The sequence below is a fragment of the Herbaspirillum rhizosphaerae genome, from assembly GCF_001189965.1.
Lineage (GTDB): Bacteria > Pseudomonadota > Gammaproteobacteria > Burkholderiales > Burkholderiaceae_D > Herbaspirillum > Herbaspirillum rhizosphaerae.
Window position 1 is genome coordinate 1 of sequence record NZ_LFLU01000012.1, and the last position, 17281, is coordinate 17281.

Below are 17281 nucleotides of genomic sequence, written 5' to 3' on the forward strand. Positions count from 1 at the left end.
GACGGGGCCGTAGACTTGCGGGGCGCAGCGCAGCGAGTAGACGTCCTGGATGCGCGATGAGTAGGGAATGTCGGTGCGGCGCAGTTCGTCCGGCAGTTGCACCGAACGCGCTTCGTGGGTGGTGCGGGTGGAGCCCTTGAGCAAGCTGCGGATGACGGCGGCAGTCTTGATCTGGCCGGCATGCGGACGCGCTTGCTGGATACGCGGATCGAAGGCGGACATTTCGGCGCGCATGGCTTCCAGCGTGAGGCCGAGCGAGAGGCAGGCGTCGGTGAGCAGGTTGCGCGAGTCGTGGGCGGCCAGCACGGCCACGGCCAGCGAGGCGGTGCAGCCGTTGATGAGGGCCGAGGCGTCTTTGGCTTTGAGGTCGAATTTGACCGGGCCGATGTCGGCTTTGGTGATGGCTTCGGGCGCGCTCATGCGTTTGCCTTGGTACATGACTTCGGCTTCGTCGAAGCCGACGATGGCGGCGGCCAGGTAGGCCAGCGGCGCGAGGTCGCCGGAGGCGCCGACGGAGCCTTTCTGCGGCATGATGGGATGGATGCCGGCGTTGATGAAGGCGAGCAGGCGATCGACGACTTCCACGCGTGGTGCGGAGTAGTTGCTGGCGAAGGCGTTGGCGCGCAGCAGCATGGTGGCACGGCTGACTTCTTCGGAGAAGGGTTCGCCGATGCCGGCGCTGTGGGCCTTGATGAGCTGGGTCTGGAACAGTTCGATATGTTCGACCTTGATGCGGGTGTCTTTGAGCAGGCCGACGCCGGTGTTGAAGCTGTACATCATGGGCGCTTCGTCGTGCATCCAGGTGGATTCGATGAAGTCGCGGCTTTGCTTGAGGGCGGCGCGCGAGGATTCGGCGAGGGCGACTTTGGCGTAGGAGCCGTTCTTGGCGCGTGCGACGCTGACGACTTGTTCGGCGTTGAGCTTGAAACCGTCGATGGTGATGGTGGTCATGGGATTCCTTTGCAATGAAATAGAGAAGCGCGGCGGACTCGTCGTCAGGCCGCGAAGTTTTCAACGAAGCGGCTGAACACCTGCGCGGCGATCGCGGCGTCCTCCGGGGTCATGATTTCGTCCGGGTGATGACTGATGCCGCCGTTGCCGCAACGGACAAACAGCATGGCAACGTCGGCGATGGCGGCAAGCGCCATGGCGTCATGTCCGGCGCCTGACGGCAGATGGCGCAGCGGCAAGCCGCATGCCTCGATGGCGCTTGCCAGTTGCCGTTGCAGATGGGCGGCGCACGGGACGCTGCCGGCTTCATGGGTTTTGCGCAATCTGACGCCGACATTGCGGCGCGCGCAGATACGATCGATTTCGGAGATCACGTCTTCCACGGCGTCTTGCCGGATCTGGTCCTGCTCGGCGCGAATGTCGATGGAAAAGCGCGCGCTGCCCGGCACCACATTGGCGGCGCCGTTCGGCACTTCCATGATGCCCATGGTGCCAACCAGGCCGGCGCGGCCGCTGCAGCGCTGTTCGATGTACAGGCCGATCTCGGCCGCCGTCATCGCCGCATCGCGGCGCATGTGCATCGGCACCGTCCCGGCATGTCCGGCCAATCCTTGCAGCTCGCCCATGAAGCGCGTGGCGCCGGAAATCGCCGTCACCACGCCGACCGGCAGCGCTTCGTTGAGCAGCAACGGGCCTTGTTCGATATGCACCTCGACGAAGGCGGCGACCTCCGCAGCCGGCCATGCCGACGCATCCAGCCGGTCCGGATCGAAACCGGCGGCACGCATGACCTCGCGCATGCTGTTGCCTTGCTCGTCGAGGTTGTTCAGCACACTCTTGTCAAAGGTGCCGGCCACTGCACGGCTGCCGAGCAAGGTCGCCTTGAAGCGCACGCCCTCTTCTTCCGCGAAACCGATCACGTCGATAGGAAAGGGAAAACGCCGGCCGGCGCGATGCCACTCCGCAATGCACGACACCGGCAACAGGATGCCGAGGTTGCCGTCGTATTTGCCGCCGTTGCGCACCGTATCGAAGTGCGAGCCGGTGACCAGCGCCGCCGCCCCGGTACGGCCGGGAGCGGCCTCATAACGGCCGATCACGTTGCCGGCATGGTCGCGCCGGACCTGCATGCCGGCTGCCGTCATCCACTCGCTGAGTTGTTGCGCGGCGGCATGATGCATGGCCGTCAGGTAGGTGCGGGTCAGCATGCCCTCGGCCTCGGTGTGGACGGCAAGTGCATCGGCGCGCTGCATGATCTCTTGCCCGCAACGCTGGTATTGCTCTGGAACATTTTTCATGGCTGTCTCCTTGGTCTCGTCTGGATTGCATATTTTTATTGTATTCACATATTGTATGCAATATAGTGAGCTTGTTCCTGCGCGTCAAAAAATTTATTCAAATTAGTAAAGGAACAACAGCCGGAGGAGCGGCTGCGTTATTGAAAAAACACAAAAAGCTGAAACAGAGAAGCTGCACAGCGGACGCGCCATCGCTATGACGCGCCTATCCAGAACAACATCAGGAGACCAAGGTGAATCGATTTTTGAAATCTTTATTCGGGCAAGTCGTCGTCGCCCTCATTGCCGGTATCGTCGTCGGATTGTTTTATCCCGATTTTGCCCAAAGCCTCAAACCGCTCGGCGACGGCTTCATCAAGCTGATCAAGATGATCATCCCGGTGATCGTGTTTTGCGTCGTGGTGCAAGGCATTTGCGGCGCCAGCGACCTGAAGAAGGTCGGCAGCGTCGGCGTCAAGGCCATCATCTACTTTGAAATCGTGACGACCATCGCGCTCGTCCTCGGCCTGATCCTGGCCTTCGTGTTCCAGCCGGGCGCGGGGATGAACATCGATCCGACCAATCTCGACGCCAGCGGCCTGTCCAGCTATGTCGAGACGGCCAGCAAGGTCAAGGGCACCAGTTTCGCCGACTTCATCATGAAGCTGATTCCGAGCACAATCGTGAGCGCGTTCACCTCAGGCGACGTGCTGCAGGTCTTGCTGATTTCGGTCATCTTCGGCTGCGCCCTGCTGCTGATCGGCGACAAGGGCAAGCCGACGGCCGCCCTGATTTCTTCGCTGTCGGAAGCCTTCTTCAAGTGCATGTCTTTCATCATCCGCCTGGCGCCGCTGGGCGTGTTCGGCGCCATCGCCTTCACGGTCGGCCGCTACGGCGTCGGCTCGCTCAAGCAACTGGGCATGCTGGTGCTGCTGTTCTACGGCGCGGTGATCTTCTTCGTGGTGGTGGTGCTGGGCGCGATTCTGCGCACTTCCGGCCTGAGCATCTTCAAGCTGATGGCTTACCTGCGTGAAGAGCTGATTGTGGTGCTGGCGACCGCCTCATCCGACAGCGTGCTGCCGCAAATCATGAAGAAGCTCGAACATATGGGCATCAAGAAATCAACCGTCGGCCTGGTGATTCCGACCGGTTACTCGTTCAACCTTGATGCGTTTTCCATCTACCTCACCATGGCCGCAGTCTTCATCGCGCAAGCCACCAACACGCATCTGGCCATGGGCGACCTGCTGATGATCCTGGCGATTGCACTGATCACGTCCAAGGGCGCGCATGGCGTGCCGGGTTCCGCCATCGTGATCCTGGCGGCGACGCTGACGACGATTCCGGCGATTCCCGTGGTCGGCCTGGTGCTGGTGCTGTCGATCGACTGGTTCGTCGGCATCGCCCGCGCACTGGGCAATCTGCTCGGCAATTGCGTCGCTACCGTGGTAGTCGCGACATGGGAGAAAGACATCGACAAGACCCGCGCCCGCGCCGTGCTGAACGGTGAGATTCCAGCCGCGACGTTTGAATAGGAACCTGTTTGCGATCTGTAGCGAGAGGCCATCAGCCGGTGGCGGCCGGAGCGGACCTCAGTTGGAACTCTTGGAATGTACTTCAGTACATGAGGATTCGGAGCACCGCCCGACGCCGGATCATGGCCTCGCAGTAAGATCGCAGACAGGTTTCGGGATGGATAGCGCAAAATACAGGGGTACAATTCGGTGTCTCTCCAGAAACCACCTCATACAACAACGCCTGTCCATCCTATGACCGAAGCAGCTCTTCCCTCCGACAGCTCCGAAGCGATCGCGCGCGACATCACCATCGCCATCGCCGAACAGCGTCTTCCGCCCGGAGCAAAACTCCGCGAAGAAGCGCTGGCGCGCGTCTACCAGGTCAGCCGCACCAAGATCCGTGCAGCGCTGGTGATGCTGGCCAAGGACAAGCTGATCGACCTGATTCCGGACAAAGGCGCTTTCGTCAGCAAACCGACCGTGGAAGAAACACGCAACATCTTCTTCGTGCGCCGCACGCTTGAGGCCGCCATGGTCAGGGAATTCGTTGCGCGTGCGAGCGCCGACGACTACGCACGGCTGGAAGCGCATCTGCGCGAAGAACGCCGCGCCATCGAAGAGAACAATCCTCAGGTCCGGTCGACGCTGCTCAGCGACTTTCACATCTTGCTGGCCAATATCGTCGGCAATGAAGTGTTGACCGACATCCTGGTCAAACTGGCCGGCCGCAGCTCGCTGATCACCATGCTGTACCAATCCACGCGCGACGCGATCTGCTCGACGGAAGAGCATTGCGCCTTTATCGCTGCGGCGAAGGCTGGCAAGGCCGACGAAGCGGTTGAGCTGATGCTGCATCACTTGCATCATGTGGAGCAGGCATTGGAGTTCGACACGCCAAGCGATCCCAAGCGGGATCTGGCGAAGGAATTGTTGCTGTAGCTGCAGCTGTTGATCGGCACCAAGCCCGATCCGACGCGATGTCAGGATGGCGTTCGCATTTCTAACCCGCCGCGACTTCATTCGGACAGTTGCGCCCCTCCATATAGCATTGCAGGTTGCCCAGGGTAATAGCGGCGATTTCGCTCAATGCTTCTTTCGTGAAAAATCCCTGATGGCCGGTCACCAGCACGTTGGGAAACGTCATCAGTCGCTGGAACACGTCGTCGCCGATGATCTCGGACGAGTGATCGCGGAAGAACAATTCGCTCTCCTGCTCATAGACATCAATCGCCAATGCGCCCAGATGGCGCGACTTGAGCGCTTCAATCACCGCAGCGGTGTCGACGAGCGCGCCGCGCGACGTATTGACCAGCATCGCGCCCGGTTTCATCTTGCCTGCGCTCACGATGTTGATCAGATGATGTGTGGCCGGGCTCAGAGGACAATGCAGCGAAACGATGTCGGCGCGCGCCAGCAAGACGTCGAGATCGACGTACTCGCCGGTCTCCCGGAATGCCGCTGAAGGATAAGGATCGTGGCCCAGCACGATGCAACCGAAGCCTTTCAGAATGCGCGCCGTGGCCACGCCGATCTTGCCGGTGCCGACAATGCCGACGGTCTTGCCGTGCATGGTGTAGCCGAGCAGTCCGTCCAGCATGAAGTTGCCTTCGCGTACCCGATTGTAGGCGCGATGGGTATGGCGATTGAGCGTCATGATGAGCGCAATCGCATGTTCGGCAACGGCTTCGGGGGAATACGCCGGCACGCGCGCCACCTGCACACCCAGCCGGCGCGCCGCAGCGAGATCGACATTATTGAATCCGGCGCAACGCAGCAAGACCGTCTTCACGCCCAACCCAGCCAGTTGCGCCAGCACCTCGGCGTCGACCACGTCGTTGACGAACACACACACCGCAGCACAACCGTGCGCAAGGATTGCCGACTCTGCTGTCAATGCGACAGCCTGGTACGCAAGATGAAACTGCTGCCCGGCAAATTGCCGTGCATTGATGTCGTCGAAAAATTGCTGATCGTAGCGCTGTGCGCTGAACATCACGACCTTGACCGGATCCGGCATGTTTCGCTCCTCCAGGAGATCCGTGTCGCCGGTATCGGCAACGGGACAAATGAGGACGATCTTACCGCACGGCGAACCCGACAGGCATGCGCCAGATCAATAGGGCGTCACCGAGCACCAGGCGCAATTTGTGCCGAGCACGGCCATCATGTGCGTCATCGCAGCGTCCAGTTGCACCTCATGCGCAGAGAACGAGAACAGCAGCAAAGTCACCAGAATGAACGCACCGGCGCGCTGCCGATGATGCATGCCGTCCTGGCGATATCTTCCATAGGTCCGCAGGAATTGCCGCAAGTCTTGGGTAGCCATCTCAATTCTCCTATCAAGAAGACAACTGCATCATTGACGGCAGAACACGCAACATCCATGCCGGAAACCTTATGCAGCATGGCGAAACCGTAGTTTTACCGTACTTCAGCCGCTGACCGCCATGCGCACCGCGACCAGCAAAACCGCAATGAAAATGCCGACCGCAATCAATCCTGCTGCGATCACATAGAAAGGATTAAGCGAAGTCGCATCTTTTTCATAGTCGGCACGCCGGCGCAAACCGGCAAATGACCAGAATACCGCCGCCAGCGTGCTGAGAAAGGAGCGCTTCTGTGTCGCAAGGGATGGCAGCGGTTTCATGTTTGTTTCTCCGGATCGGTAGGTAGTTCGGATGACTCAGACAGCAACCGCGTCGGCTTGCGCCGTCCTGGCGCCGCTGCCCATCAGGCGGAACAGCAGCACGCCCGCGATCGCGGCAATCGCGGCGGCGGCCAGCATCAGCAGCGAAAACGCATGGGCAAAGCCGATCTGGCCCAGATGCAGCGCCTGCGCGCTGTTGTGCAACGCCGGCAATGCGGTCGCACTGTCGCCGGCGACGATGCGTCCGACCACATCATTGAGATCGGACGGTAACGGCAACCCGGCATGCCCCAAGGCATCTTTCAGGTAGCTGCCGGTGCGCACCGTCAATACGCAGCCGAGACACGCGATCGCCAGTACGATCGCCGAAAAGCGGGTCGTGGTGCTGATGCCAGAGGCCATGCCGGTACGCTCACGCGGTACGCAAAGCATGATGGCCTTTTGTGTGTTGCCGTTGAGCAGCCCCGCCCCGCTGCCGGTGACGATCATGCCGGCCAGTACCATCCAGTAGACAGCCTGGTACGCCGCAATCGCCACCAGCACGTTGCCGGCACAGACCAGCGCCATCCCCAGCCCCATCAGACCGTGCAAGGACATCCGCTGCGACAGCACGACGCCGACGCGTGGAAAAATCATCATCGCCAGCGCAAACGGCAACATCGCCAGTCCGGCCGCGATAGCCGAATACGAAAACGCATTCTGCAGGTACAAGGGAAGAAAGGTCATCATCACCTGCGCCGCGGCGGCGTAACCGAACATCGCCACTACCGCCCCGACGAAAGGCGGACGCCGGAACAGCCGCAGGTCGATCATCGGCCGCTGCTGCATCAATTCCACGGGAATGAACAAGGCCAGCAACACCAGCCCGCCGAAGACGCGCAGCATCGTGGCGTGGCTGCTCCATCCGGAAGCGTTGGCATTGATCAAGCCCCAGATCAGGAATGACAAACCGCCGCTGAGCAAGGCGCTGCCCCACAGGTCGAGACGCGCGGCGCCGGCATCGCCCGATTCGCCCACCTCGCGATATACCAGCGTGCCCAGGCACAGGCATACCGGCAAATTCAGCAGGAAGATCCAGCGCCAGCCGAGCAGTTGCGTGATCACGCCCCCCAGCAAAGGCGCCACCGTCATCGACACGCCCATGCAGGCGCCCCATACGGCCCAGGCGTGCGTGCGGTCTTTCTCGGTGTGAAAGACATGGCCGATCACGGCCAATGCCGACGTCAGCAACATCGCCGCGCCAACGCCCTTGAGCGCGCGCGACAGTTGCAGCACGTCCACCGACCACGCCAGCCCGCATCCCAGCGAAGCGATGCTGAACAAACCGAGTCCAAGCAGCATCATGCGCTTGCGGCCGAAGCGGTCGGCCAGGCTGCCGGCCGGCAACAGCAGCGACGCAAACGCCAGCATGTAAGCGCTGACGATCCATTCGATATCGCTGAAGTCGGCATGCAGCGAGCGCGCCACCGACGGCAGGGACACCGCCACGATATTGGTGTCGAGCACGATGAGGGCGCACACGCTGGAACAGATCAGCAGGATATTGCGTCCTTTGCGGCGCTCTGCGTCCGGACGCCCGCTGTCGTCAGTAGCGGCGGCGGCATGGCCGGGGATGGACGGATGCTTGCTCATGGCGGCGACTCCGAATGCTTATGGCTTCAACGATGGAAGCGCCGCCAGGCCGGCGCGCGCGATCAGGCTGTCGTGCACCTTGGTGTCGGCGCTGACGCCGATGGCGCCGACCACCTGGCCGTCCATCACAATCGGCAAGCCGCCTTCCATCATGACGAGGCCGGCGGTGATGGCTGCCGGGCGGCCGTTGTTGACGGCGTTTTCCAGATCGGCGGAGGGCCGTTTGAACAAGACGGCGGTGCGCGCCTTCTCCGTCGCCACGCCTGCGCCCAGCGTCGTCGCCGCATTGTCCATGCGCTCGGCGAGAATCAGCCAACCGCCGTCGTCCACCACGGCAATCGCACCGGGCCAGCCGTTCTTGCGTGCTTCTTCCTGCGCAGCAGCGACGATGGCTTTCGCCATATCGAGCGACAGTACGCGCTTGCTCGCGACAGCGCCCTCTTTTTGCTGAGCGGCGGCATTGCCGCTCAAGCTTGTCGACACCGCGCCCAGCAGGCACAGGGAGATTGCAGCAACAGTCCGGTTCAGACGCATGGTAATTCCTCGCAGGGAGAAGAGATGGAGAAGAAGATCGAGAAGAGATGCGGCTCATTCTAATCCTGCCTATAATTATCTTTATTACACATAAACTTCAATTTAATTTCTCTGTAGTTAATTAATGGAACCCTCATGGAACTGCGCCACTTCCGCTGTTTCGCCGCCGTTGCCGAGACCTTGCATTTCGCCCGCGCAGCGGAGCAACTCGGTATTTCGCCTCCGGCCTTGACCAAGCAGATCCAGGAAATCGAACGCCTGCTCGACGTGCGCCTGTTCCAGCGCACCAAGCGTTCGGTGCATCTGACCTCGGCCGGGGAAGTATTTCGCGAAGAGGTGTTGCGCACCCTGCATCAGGCGGCGCTGGCGGAAGACGCCGCGCGGCGCGCAGGCCGCGGTGAGATCGGGCGCATCGAGATCGGCTACATTGCCTCGGCGGCGTATTCAGGCTTGCTGCAAACCGAGGTGGCGCGCTTTCGCAGCACTTATCCGCTGGTCAAGCTGAATCTGATCGAAGCTCCGATGGACAGCCTCCCCGTCATGGTCAGCGACGGTCGCCTGGATCTGGCCTTCATTCGTCCACCCGTCGCCTGTCCGCCGGACGTCACGTTTCTGACGCTGCTGTACGATGATTTCGTCGCGGCGCTGCCGGCAGACTCGCCCCTGGCGCAGAAAAAAATCCTGCCGGCCGCCGATCTCGCCGCCGAACAATTCATCCTGCCGGAACAAGCCTCGGGAACCATGGAAGTCGGCCGGCGCGGACGCTTCGTACCGCGTACGGTTGCCAATCCCGGCGGCCTGGTGGCGGTCATTACCCTGGTGTCGCTGGGTCAAGGCGTTGCGATCGTGCCGGTATCGGTGATGCAGCGCGTGCATATGCCGGGCGTCGTATACCGGGAAATTGAAGGAAAGAGTATTCCCGGCGCCATTGCGTTGGCATCGCGCCGCCATGAGAAGTCGCCGGTGGTGCGCGCGTTTCTCAAACAGTTGAAATCGCGGCAGGCCGCTCAGGCGGACAAATAGCGCGTGCCGGCCGGCAGCCGGCTGACGTGTCCGCCGTGCATGCCCGAGTCGTGAAAGCGATAAGCGCCCTTGCCTGCTTTCTTGGCGACGTACATGGCCGTGTCGGCCTTGGAGAGAAGTTCGTCGACGGTATGGCCGTCGTCGGGGAAAAGCGCGATGCCGATGCTCAGGCTGGTGCACACCTCGTGTCCGGCAATATTGAGAAAAGGCGCGCCGACAGTCTTGACCAGCTTGTCGGCGATATCCGCAATCTGGCTCTGGTACTTGATATCCGAGAGCAGGACAACGAATTCGTCGCCGCCCAGTCGCGCCACCAGATCGTATTCGCGCAAGCTGGCGCACAGGCGCTGCGCGACCGATTGCAGCAAGAGATCGCCGACGGCGTGACCGAGCGTGTCGTTGATCGGTTTGAAGCCGTCCAGATCGATGAAGAACAGGGCGTAAAGATTCGGACTGCGTTTGGCGCGCGACAATTCAGCCGCAGCAAGTTCGTTGAACAGCATGCGGTTGGGAATACCGGTCAGATAGTCGTGCGAGGCCAGTTGATAGGCGCGGGTCTTCTCTTTTTCCAGCTGTTCGATGAGGCAGATTTTTTCCCGCTCGGAGCGTTCCAGGCGCTGGTACAGTTTTTTGCGGTGATAAGAAATGCCGATCAGGATCAGCGTCAGCGAGATGACGGCGATTGAAATGACAATCGCATAGCGCACATATTCGTAGTGCGATTGCGTCAGATCGGCGACGATGAAATCAGGGTCCAGGCTGACCGTGATGATCAGAGGATAACCAGCAAGCTTTCGATAATTGCTGACGCCCGGCGCACTCTGGGCGCTCCGGATATCGTCGTTGCCGTTGAATTTGTTGACCATGCCTCTCGCGCTGCCGCCGCTCAGCTTGCCGTCGCTGAGCACCACCAGCGGCGCACCCGATGCGCTATCCACCGAGACCCGATACCCGTCGCCGATCTGTTGATAGTCGGTAAGGAAGCGGCCGAGATCAAGCACCGCCACAAAGAATCCGTGCACGTTGTTCCTGGGACTGTTCAAGGGCAGCAGCAAGGGAATCCGCCAGGCGTAACCGTCTGCTTTGCCGAGCACGATGGCGCCGACCTGGGGCGCTGCGCCGTCGACGTTCGCAACTGCGGCAGGATGCGTTTGCCGGATCAGATCGGCAAAACCGCTCTCGGTCGGCGAGCCGCTCGATGAATAGCGCAGTTTCATATCGGCGTCGAAGACCGCCGAGCGGACATAGGCGGTATCGCCGTTGAAGAGCAAATTCAGGTAGTCGGCAGCACCGGCGTCGCCGTCCAGCACCTTGTTGGCGACGCTTCCGTACAGCATCGCGCGATCCAGTCTGTCGTTGAGATTGGAAGCCATGATCGCCGCCATGTTCTTGCTTTCGCCGGAGGCGCTCTCCATGGCCAGCTTCTTTTCGCTGGATACATGCATCATCGTGATGCCCCAGATCACCACCAGCACCAGCGACGACAGCAGCACGAAACAAACGGACAGACCCCATCCATCCTGGATCAGGGCGCGGGGCCATTTTGCTTTCAATGAAAATCCGGATCGCAATTTAACTCCCTGGCAACAGGGTATGTACATCGAGGAACATGTGTAGACATGCCGCGGACCGATGCCTATGCATAAGCAATATATCTGCCGGGTCCATTGTAGACACAAAGTTACGCGTGGTCTGTCACTCAAATGAACTACGTGACGCTTTTAGGAGTGCCTTGCAGCAACAATGTTCCGCGATTGCCGGCATGAATTTCGACGCGCCGGGATTTTCTTGTCGGCCCTGCCCGATTTTTATTCCCGGCTGCGACGGAGACAATGAGGTTCTTATTTCAGATCGACAACAAAAAGGACGCCATGCATTTTCAGTGACGGCGTGCGGCAAACGAAAGATGATCGCAGAACGAAAGGTCCAGACAGCAGCAACATGCGCGGTATATGCGACATATTGGTTATCAGCTGCACAAAGTTTGTCAGGCGCCATCGACGGGTCGCGTGTTTTGGTGCGCCGGCGGAAGACGAGAATCCATCGATCGTCCGGACACCCGGTCCGCAATCACCGTTCAGGCGATGCGGACCGGGTGGCGGGATCAGATGCTGTAAGCGACGGAAGGAAGCTGCTGTTTGCCGATCGGCATGACCGTCTGCAAGGCATCAAACTCGGCAAGGATCAGCTCCGCCTGATAGCAATGCGTGTTGGCCGATTTCAGCGCGTTGCGAAACGCTTTCAGGGTAGCCGGCTTGGGGACATCGCCCTTGCCTTTGTTCGCGCGGACCGCGTCGGCGACGATATCGGAGAGCAAGGCGTCTGCGCAACTTTGCGCCTCCTTGAGTTGGGCCAAACAGTCGAGCAATGCGAGAGTCTTGTTCATAGCCACACCTCTATATGGAGTTGTCGGAAGGAAATTCTACCCAGAGATCACTGCCGAGCACAAGCGCCCGGACGGTTTTTCGCAAAGAAAATCAAACTGTTTTCAACTCTTCCCGGTAGGTTGCTCCGGGCCGCCAAACCGCGCCGGATCTGGCGTTGCAGCATACGACGATTTTCATTTGCCAATTTATCATCAAGGCATCACCGCAGTATAGACAGCTGTCCGGCAAAATCCATTGACGGTTTTTCATCGGCGGCAAATGTATTTGCAGCGACATTCCCGGCAACGACGCGATGGCGTTCGCGGCGATATGCAACGGACCTGATGACCGTATAAAACAATAGGCCATCCACTTAGTTCCATCAAATGACATTGTTTCCAAAAGGCAATATATGCTAGCCTAAGAACTCAATTTTTATGGGACGTACGCAATGTTTGTAATACAGTGGACCGCCATTTTTCTTGCTGCTTTTGTGACATCGTTATGCAATTTTCGGTTATTGAGTCTGGCGCTGTTGCTAACCGCTTATGGCGTCGCGCTGCTTGATGGGCAACTCAGCATAACGGCTATCCTGCCCGTCATTTTGTTGCTCTTAGCGGCGGCCGCCGTAACAGAGCAGCGCCATCGGCTTTGGCAATATTTCGGACATGCCTTATTTATTGTGCTCGCCCTGGCACTTAGCCTTCATTTATTCCCTGGTTTTCACAACCCCAAGGTTTTTGGACCAGAACGCATCACAGCGGATGCAGTCCCCTTTACTATGTACCTCAACCTGGATAAGCCTCTGGTTGGCTTCTGGCTGGTGCTACTGTTTCCATGGATTCGGCCGTCGCGCGACCTGCGGGCAGCGCTCATTGCAGGCGTAAGCACCGCGCTGATTGCGACAGCTGCCTGCATGGCGCTGGCAGTCGTGCTGGGAATGGTTGCGTGGATTCCCAAATTTCCTGCGGTCAGCTGGTTGTGGATGCTCAACAATCTGTTGCTCGTCTCTTTTGCCGAAGAAGCGTTTTTTCGCGGCTACTTGCAAGGCGGCATCAGCCGCATGCTGAAGCAATACCCATATAAAGACGCGTTAGCGATTGGTGTCGTGGCGCTCTTCTTCGGTTTGTCACATGCAGCAGGTGGTTGGCAATTGATGGTGCTGGCCAGTATCGCTGGCGTCGGCTACGGATTGGCCTATCGCTTTGGCGGATTTCAGGCTGCGGTCCTGAGTCATTTTTTCTTGAACTCCGCGCATTTTTTTCTCTTTACCTACCCGGCGTTGCAGCCGATTTAACGACTTTCACTGGCAATTTTTTATTTGCTTTTCTTGAAATATATCTTGAAATGTGGCCTCGCGTATCAGAACAAACCATGACGGTACGATGCTGTTCGCAACCAAGATCTTGAAGATCTTCGGCAGGCTGCAGAGCCATTCGTATGAAGTGGATAGACCATATAAAACAACAGTAAAATAAGCGATTCGCCTGCATGTTGTCCGGCCGTGTCTCATGCGGCACGGCCGCATCCCGAATCCATACATCAGCCGCTGCACCCGCCAAGCAAAGAATGACCGTCGACTATCTGGAAAAACTCAACGCCGAACAACGCCAGGCGGTGGAATTCGGCATCCTCCCCGGACAAGGCGATGTTGCGTCTGCCCGCCCGTTGCTGGTGATCGCCGGCGCCGGTTCCGGCAAGACCAATACCCTGGCGCACCGCGTTGCGCACCAGATCGTCAACGGCGCCGATCCGCGCCGTATTCTGCTCATGACATTTTCGCGCCGCGCGGCCGTCGAGATGGCGCGCCGCGTGCAGCGCATCTGCGGCGAAGCAATGGGCGCCAACGGCCGCATCATGGCCGATGCGCTGTCGTGGGCCGGCACCTTCCACGGCATCGGCGCCCGACTGCTGCGCGAATACGCCGACCAGATCGGCCTCGATCCCAGTTTTTCCATCCATGACCGAGAAGATTCCGCCGACCTGATGAACCTGGTGCGGCATGAACTGGGCCTGTCCAAAACGGAAAAACGCTTTCCGCTCAAAGCCACCTGCCTCGCTATTTACTCGCGCGTCGTGAATTCGGAAGCCCCGCTCGACAGTATCCTGCACAAGGTCTTCCCCTGGTGCGCCGAATGGGAAGCGCAATTGCGCACGCTCTTCGGCGCCTACGTCGAAGCCAAGCAGGCGCACAACGTGCTCGACTACGACGACCTGCTGCTGTACTGGGCGCAGACCATCGAAGACCCCGTGCTGGCCGGCGACATCGGCGCCCGCTTCGACCATGTGCTGGTGGATGAATATCAGGACACCAACCGGCTGCAGTCGTCCATCCTGCTGGCGCTGAAGCCGGACGGCCGCGGCCTGACCGTGGTCGGCGACGATGCGCAGGCGATCTACTCTTTCCGCGCGGCGACCGTGCGTAACATCCTCGATTTTCCACACGCCTTCGATCCGCCGGCCGACATCGTCACGCTCGATCGCAACTATCGTTCGACGCAAGCCATTCTTGCCGCCGCCAACAGCGTCATCGACAAGGCGCTGGAGCGTTTCACCAAAAATCTCTGGACCGAGCGCAGCTCCGGCGACAAGCCGCATCTGGTATCGGTACGCGACGAAGCCGAGCAGGCGCGCTACATCGTCGAGCGTGTGCTGGAAAATCGCGAAGCCGGCAGTACGCTCAAAGAACAGGCCGTGCTGTTCCGCGCCTCCGATCACAGCGGCCCGCTGGAAATCGAACTGGTGCGCCGGAACATTCCCTTCGTCAAATTCGGCGGACTCAAATTCCTCGACAGCGCCCACGTCAAGGACATGCTGGCGATGCTGCGCTTCGTGCAGAATCCGCGCGACCGCGTGGCGGGCTTCCGCCTGATGCAATTGCTGCCTGGTGTGGGCCCCGGCGCCGCGCAAAAGGCGCTCGACGCCATGTCGACGCAGGCCGACCCGATTGCCGCCTTGTCCACCCTGCCTGCCCCGCCGCGCGCCGGCGACGACTGGCGCACCTTCGTCGAAGTGCTGCAATTCATGGCGCAAGGCAAAACCGGCTGGCCCGCTGAAATCGCCCACGCGCGCAGCTGGTATGCACCGCATCTGGAACGCAAGCACGAAGACGCCGCCACGCGCCAGGCCGATCTGCTGCAGCTGGAACAGATCGCCTCGGGCTATCCGTCGCGCGAGCGTTTTCTTACCGAGCTGACGCTGGATCCGCCGGATGCCACCAGCGACCAGTCCGGCATTCCCCTGCTCGATGAAGACTATCTGATTCTCTCCACCATTCACTCCTCCAAGGGACAGGAATGGAAATCGGTCTATGTGCTCAACGTGGTCGACGGCTGTATCCCCGCCGACCTGGCCACCGGCAGCACCGACGAAATCGAAGAAGAACGCCGGCTCCTGTACGTCGCCATGACGCGCGCCAGGGACGACCTGCACTTGATGGTGCCGCAGAAATTCTTCACCGGCGGCCAGCATGCGCAAGGCGACCGTCACGTCTATGCATCGCGCACGCGTTTCATCCCGCCGGGCATATTGCAGCACTTTTCCAGCAGCGCATGGCCGGTGGTTGCGGTCGGCCCGAGCGGACGACCCGACGCAAAACAGATGCGCGTCGACGTCGCGGCGCGCATGCGCGGCATGTGGAAATAGCACGTCAAGAAGCAGCCCTGCAATCATATCGACAGCATCAGCACTCAGGAACACACCATGTACCCGGTATCCATCAAAGGCGTCTTGCATACCCCCGACGGCGAAGTCGTGCTGCTTCTCAATGAACGCGAAGAGTGGGAACTCCCTGGCGGGCGCATCGAAGCCGGCGAGTCTTCCGCCGAATGCCTGGCGCGCGAAATCCGCGAAGAACTCAACCTTGAAGTCGTCGTCGGCGCACTGCTGGATACCTATTTGTTTGAAGTGATTCCGTCCAGACACGTTTTCATCGCGACCTATAACTGTACGCTGACCGGCCCCTTCACACCGTCAGTCAGCCATGAACACAAACGCATCGGATTGTTTGCTCCGGACGCGCTGCCAGCCAATTTGCCGGATGGCTACCGGCAGTCGATTCAACGCATTTGCAAAACATCGCCAGGAAAGTAAGCATGCCAAATGCAGCCGACATCCAGATCAGCACTCAACGAATATCCAGCGCGACAACGAGACATCGCTACGAGCCCATGCCAGGATAGGCATGCGCGAGATTGCGTCGTTTCAGTTCAATGGCGCCGATTTTTTGTCTTTTTCCATATCGGATGAATCCACGCCCTGTCTTTGCTAGCGTAATAAAAAAGTCCTATCCTATACGCGGCTTTTTCTAAAACAGACAAGACATCAGCCTATCATCTTCGTATAGGCCGCGGCATCGAGAAACGCCGATTCGTCGAACGGCGACATCGGCCGCAGCTTGAAAATCCATTGCTCGTACGGCGCCGCATTAATCGCTTCCGGCGTATTGCCAAGCGTCGTGTTGATCGCCACGACTTCGCCGTCGACCGGCGCGTGCACATCGGAGGCGGTCTTGTTGGACTCCACCACGCCGGCATCGGCGCCGCGCTTGAGTACGTTGCCGACCTCCGGCGTCTGCACATACACCAGCGGCCCCAGCTGGTCCTGGCCGAAATCGGTGATGCCTATCGTCAGCGTGCCGTCGTCTTCCTGCCGGATCCACTCATGGGTGTCGGCGTAGACCAGATTGTCGGGTATCAGCATGTCTGTCTCCTGTTGTGATGTGCTTCAGCTTATGCCGAAGCCGGAAAAACCGGTTCGCCCAGATTCAGCATCAGACGGTTGGCCCAGGCGAAGATCGCGACCGAATGGATCAGGTCGAGAATCTCTTGCTCGTTCAGACCGACGTCCTTGAGCGCCTGGATGCCGGCGGCATTGACGTCGTTGGGATTTTTGGTCAGATCGATGGAAAACTGCGAGATCGCTTTTTCACGCGCATCGGTGCCGGCGGTATAGGGATCGTCGAATACTTGCTGCACGGTGTCGTTGCGCTTGGCCAGTTGTTCGAAGCGCTGCGCATGCACCGAGGCGCAGTAGACACAACCGTTGATGCGCGACACCACCATAGAACCGAGTTCGCGCTCGGCGCGCGACATGCCGCCCGGCGCGTACATGATGGCGTTGAACGCCGCGGAACGCTGGCGCAGGATTTCCGGCTGATGGCCGAGGAACAGGTAGTAATCCGAGGTCTTGGCCTTGGGATGGCTTTCCTCAAGAACCTTGATCTGGTCTTCGCTGGCTTTGTCGATATCGATCACATCGAGCCAGGCCTGCCATTCCAGCGATTCGTTGGTGAAGCCGTGCGATTTGATGATGGTGCTCATGATTTCTCCGCTC

The 17281-nt window shown here is 59.7% G+C and carries 17 protein-coding genes; 6 read left to right on the forward strand and 11 right to left on the reverse strand.

Annotated elements, in window-relative coordinates:
* Both AKL25_RS16040 and AKL25_RS16045 read right to left on the reverse strand, forming a co-directional pair.
* Positions 1-951 (reverse strand): aromatic amino acid ammonia-lyase (locus tag AKL25_RS16040; RefSeq protein WP_167541895.1); only part of this gene is annotated, 951 nt, incomplete at its 3' end.
* Between the two features lie 44 nt (positions 952-995).
* Entirely contained in the window at positions 996-2249 is a 1254-nt protein-coding gene (locus tag AKL25_RS16045; RefSeq protein WP_050478709.1) for an allantoate amidohydrolase, read from the reverse strand.
* Positions 2250-2482: 233 nt separating this feature from the next.
* Here AKL25_RS16045 and AKL25_RS16050 point away from each other — a divergent pair, with 233 nt between their 5' ends.
* Both AKL25_RS16050 and AKL25_RS16055 read left to right on the forward strand, forming a co-directional pair.
* The gene (locus AKL25_RS16050; protein WP_050478710.1) at positions 2483-3763 is read left to right on the forward strand and encodes a C4-dicarboxylate transporter DctA; all 1281 of its coding nucleotides are present in this window, start codon (positions 2483-2485) and stop codon (positions 3761-3763) included.
* Between the two features lie 234 nt (positions 3764-3997).
* On the forward strand, positions 3998-4684 hold the full coding sequence (locus AKL25_RS16055) for a GntR family transcriptional regulator (RefSeq protein ID WP_050478711.1): 687 nt from the start codon (positions 3998-4000) through the stop codon (positions 4682-4684).
* A gap of 61 nt (positions 4685-4745) precedes the next feature.
* Here AKL25_RS16055 and AKL25_RS16060 read toward each other — a convergent pair whose 3' ends face one another.
* From AKL25_RS16060 to AKL25_RS16080, 5 genes are all read right to left on the reverse strand, one after another.
* Positions 4746-5762, reverse strand: coding sequence for a 2-hydroxyacid dehydrogenase (locus AKL25_RS16060; protein WP_050478712.1), 1017 nt, complete (start codon positions 5760-5762; stop codon positions 4746-4748).
* A 96-nt stretch (positions 5763-5858) separates the two neighbouring features.
* A complete protein-coding gene (locus AKL25_RS16065) occupies positions 5859-6071 on the reverse strand; it encodes a hypothetical protein (RefSeq protein ID WP_050478713.1) in 213 nt (70 codons plus the stop codon).
* Between the two features lie 105 nt (positions 6072-6176).
* Positions 6177-6392, reverse strand: coding sequence for a DUF2970 domain-containing protein (locus AKL25_RS16070; RefSeq protein WP_050478714.1), 216 nt, complete (start codon positions 6390-6392; stop codon positions 6177-6179).
* 36 nt (positions 6393-6428) lie between these two features.
* Complete coding sequence (locus tag AKL25_RS16075) at positions 6429-8024, reverse strand: MFS transporter (protein ID WP_083444740.1); 1596 nt, start codon at positions 8022-8024, stop codon at positions 6429-6431.
* An 18-nt stretch (positions 8025-8042) separates the two neighbouring features.
* Entirely contained in the window at positions 8043-8558 is a 516-nt protein-coding gene (locus tag AKL25_RS16080; protein WP_083444741.1) for a GlcG/HbpS family heme-binding protein, read from the reverse strand.
* A 135-nt stretch (positions 8559-8693) separates the two neighbouring features.
* On the opposite strand from AKL25_RS16080, the gene AKL25_RS16085 reads away from it, so the two are divergent.
* The gene (locus tag AKL25_RS16085; protein WP_050478715.1) at positions 8694-9581 is read left to right on the forward strand and encodes a LysR family transcriptional regulator; all 888 of its coding nucleotides are present in this window, start codon (positions 8694-8696) and stop codon (positions 9579-9581) included.
* On the opposite strand, the gene AKL25_RS16090 is transcribed toward AKL25_RS16085, so the two are convergent.
* Both AKL25_RS16090 and AKL25_RS16095 read right to left on the reverse strand, forming a co-directional pair.
* A complete protein-coding gene (locus AKL25_RS16090; RefSeq protein ID WP_240475762.1) occupies positions 9566-11134 on the reverse strand; it encodes a GGDEF domain-containing protein in 1569 nt (522 codons plus the stop codon). The genes AKL25_RS16085 and AKL25_RS16090 overlap by 16 nt on opposite strands.
* Positions 11135-11685: 551 nt before the next feature.
* Positions 11686-11967, reverse strand: coding sequence for a hypothetical protein (locus tag AKL25_RS16095; protein ID WP_050478716.1), 282 nt, complete (start codon positions 11965-11967; stop codon positions 11686-11688).
* A 431-nt stretch (positions 11968-12398) separates the two neighbouring features.
* Between AKL25_RS16095 and AKL25_RS16100 the strand changes: the two genes are divergently transcribed.
* The 3 genes from AKL25_RS16100 (at position 12399) to AKL25_RS16110 (ending at position 16039) form a co-directional block, all read left to right on the forward strand.
* Positions 12399-13244, forward strand: coding sequence for a CPBP family intramembrane glutamic endopeptidase (locus tag AKL25_RS16100; protein WP_050478717.1), 846 nt, complete (start codon positions 12399-12401; stop codon positions 13242-13244).
* A 272-nt stretch (positions 13245-13516) separates the two neighbouring features.
* The gene (locus tag AKL25_RS16105; RefSeq protein ID WP_050478718.1) at positions 13517-15592 is read left to right on the forward strand and encodes an ATP-dependent helicase; all 2076 of its coding nucleotides are present in this window, start codon (positions 13517-13519) and stop codon (positions 15590-15592) included.
* Positions 15593-15649: 57 nt separating this feature from the next.
* A complete protein-coding gene (locus tag AKL25_RS16110; RefSeq protein ID WP_050478719.1) occupies positions 15650-16039 on the forward strand; it encodes an NUDIX hydrolase in 390 nt (129 codons plus the stop codon).
* A 231-nt stretch (positions 16040-16270) separates the two neighbouring features.
* Here AKL25_RS16110 and gcvH read toward each other — a convergent pair whose 3' ends face one another.
* The gene (gene gcvH / locus AKL25_RS16115) at positions 16271-16648 is read right to left on the reverse strand and encodes a glycine cleavage system protein GcvH (RefSeq protein ID WP_050478720.1); all 378 of its coding nucleotides are present in this window, start codon (positions 16646-16648) and stop codon (positions 16271-16273) included.
* Between the two features lie 29 nt (positions 16649-16677).
* Positions 16678-17268 carry a peroxidase-related enzyme gene (locus AKL25_RS16120; protein WP_050478721.1) on the reverse strand — a complete coding sequence of 197 codons (591 nt, stop codon included), beginning with the start codon at positions 17266-17268 and terminating at the stop codon, positions 16678-16680.
* Positions 17269-17281 lie beyond the last annotated feature (13 nt).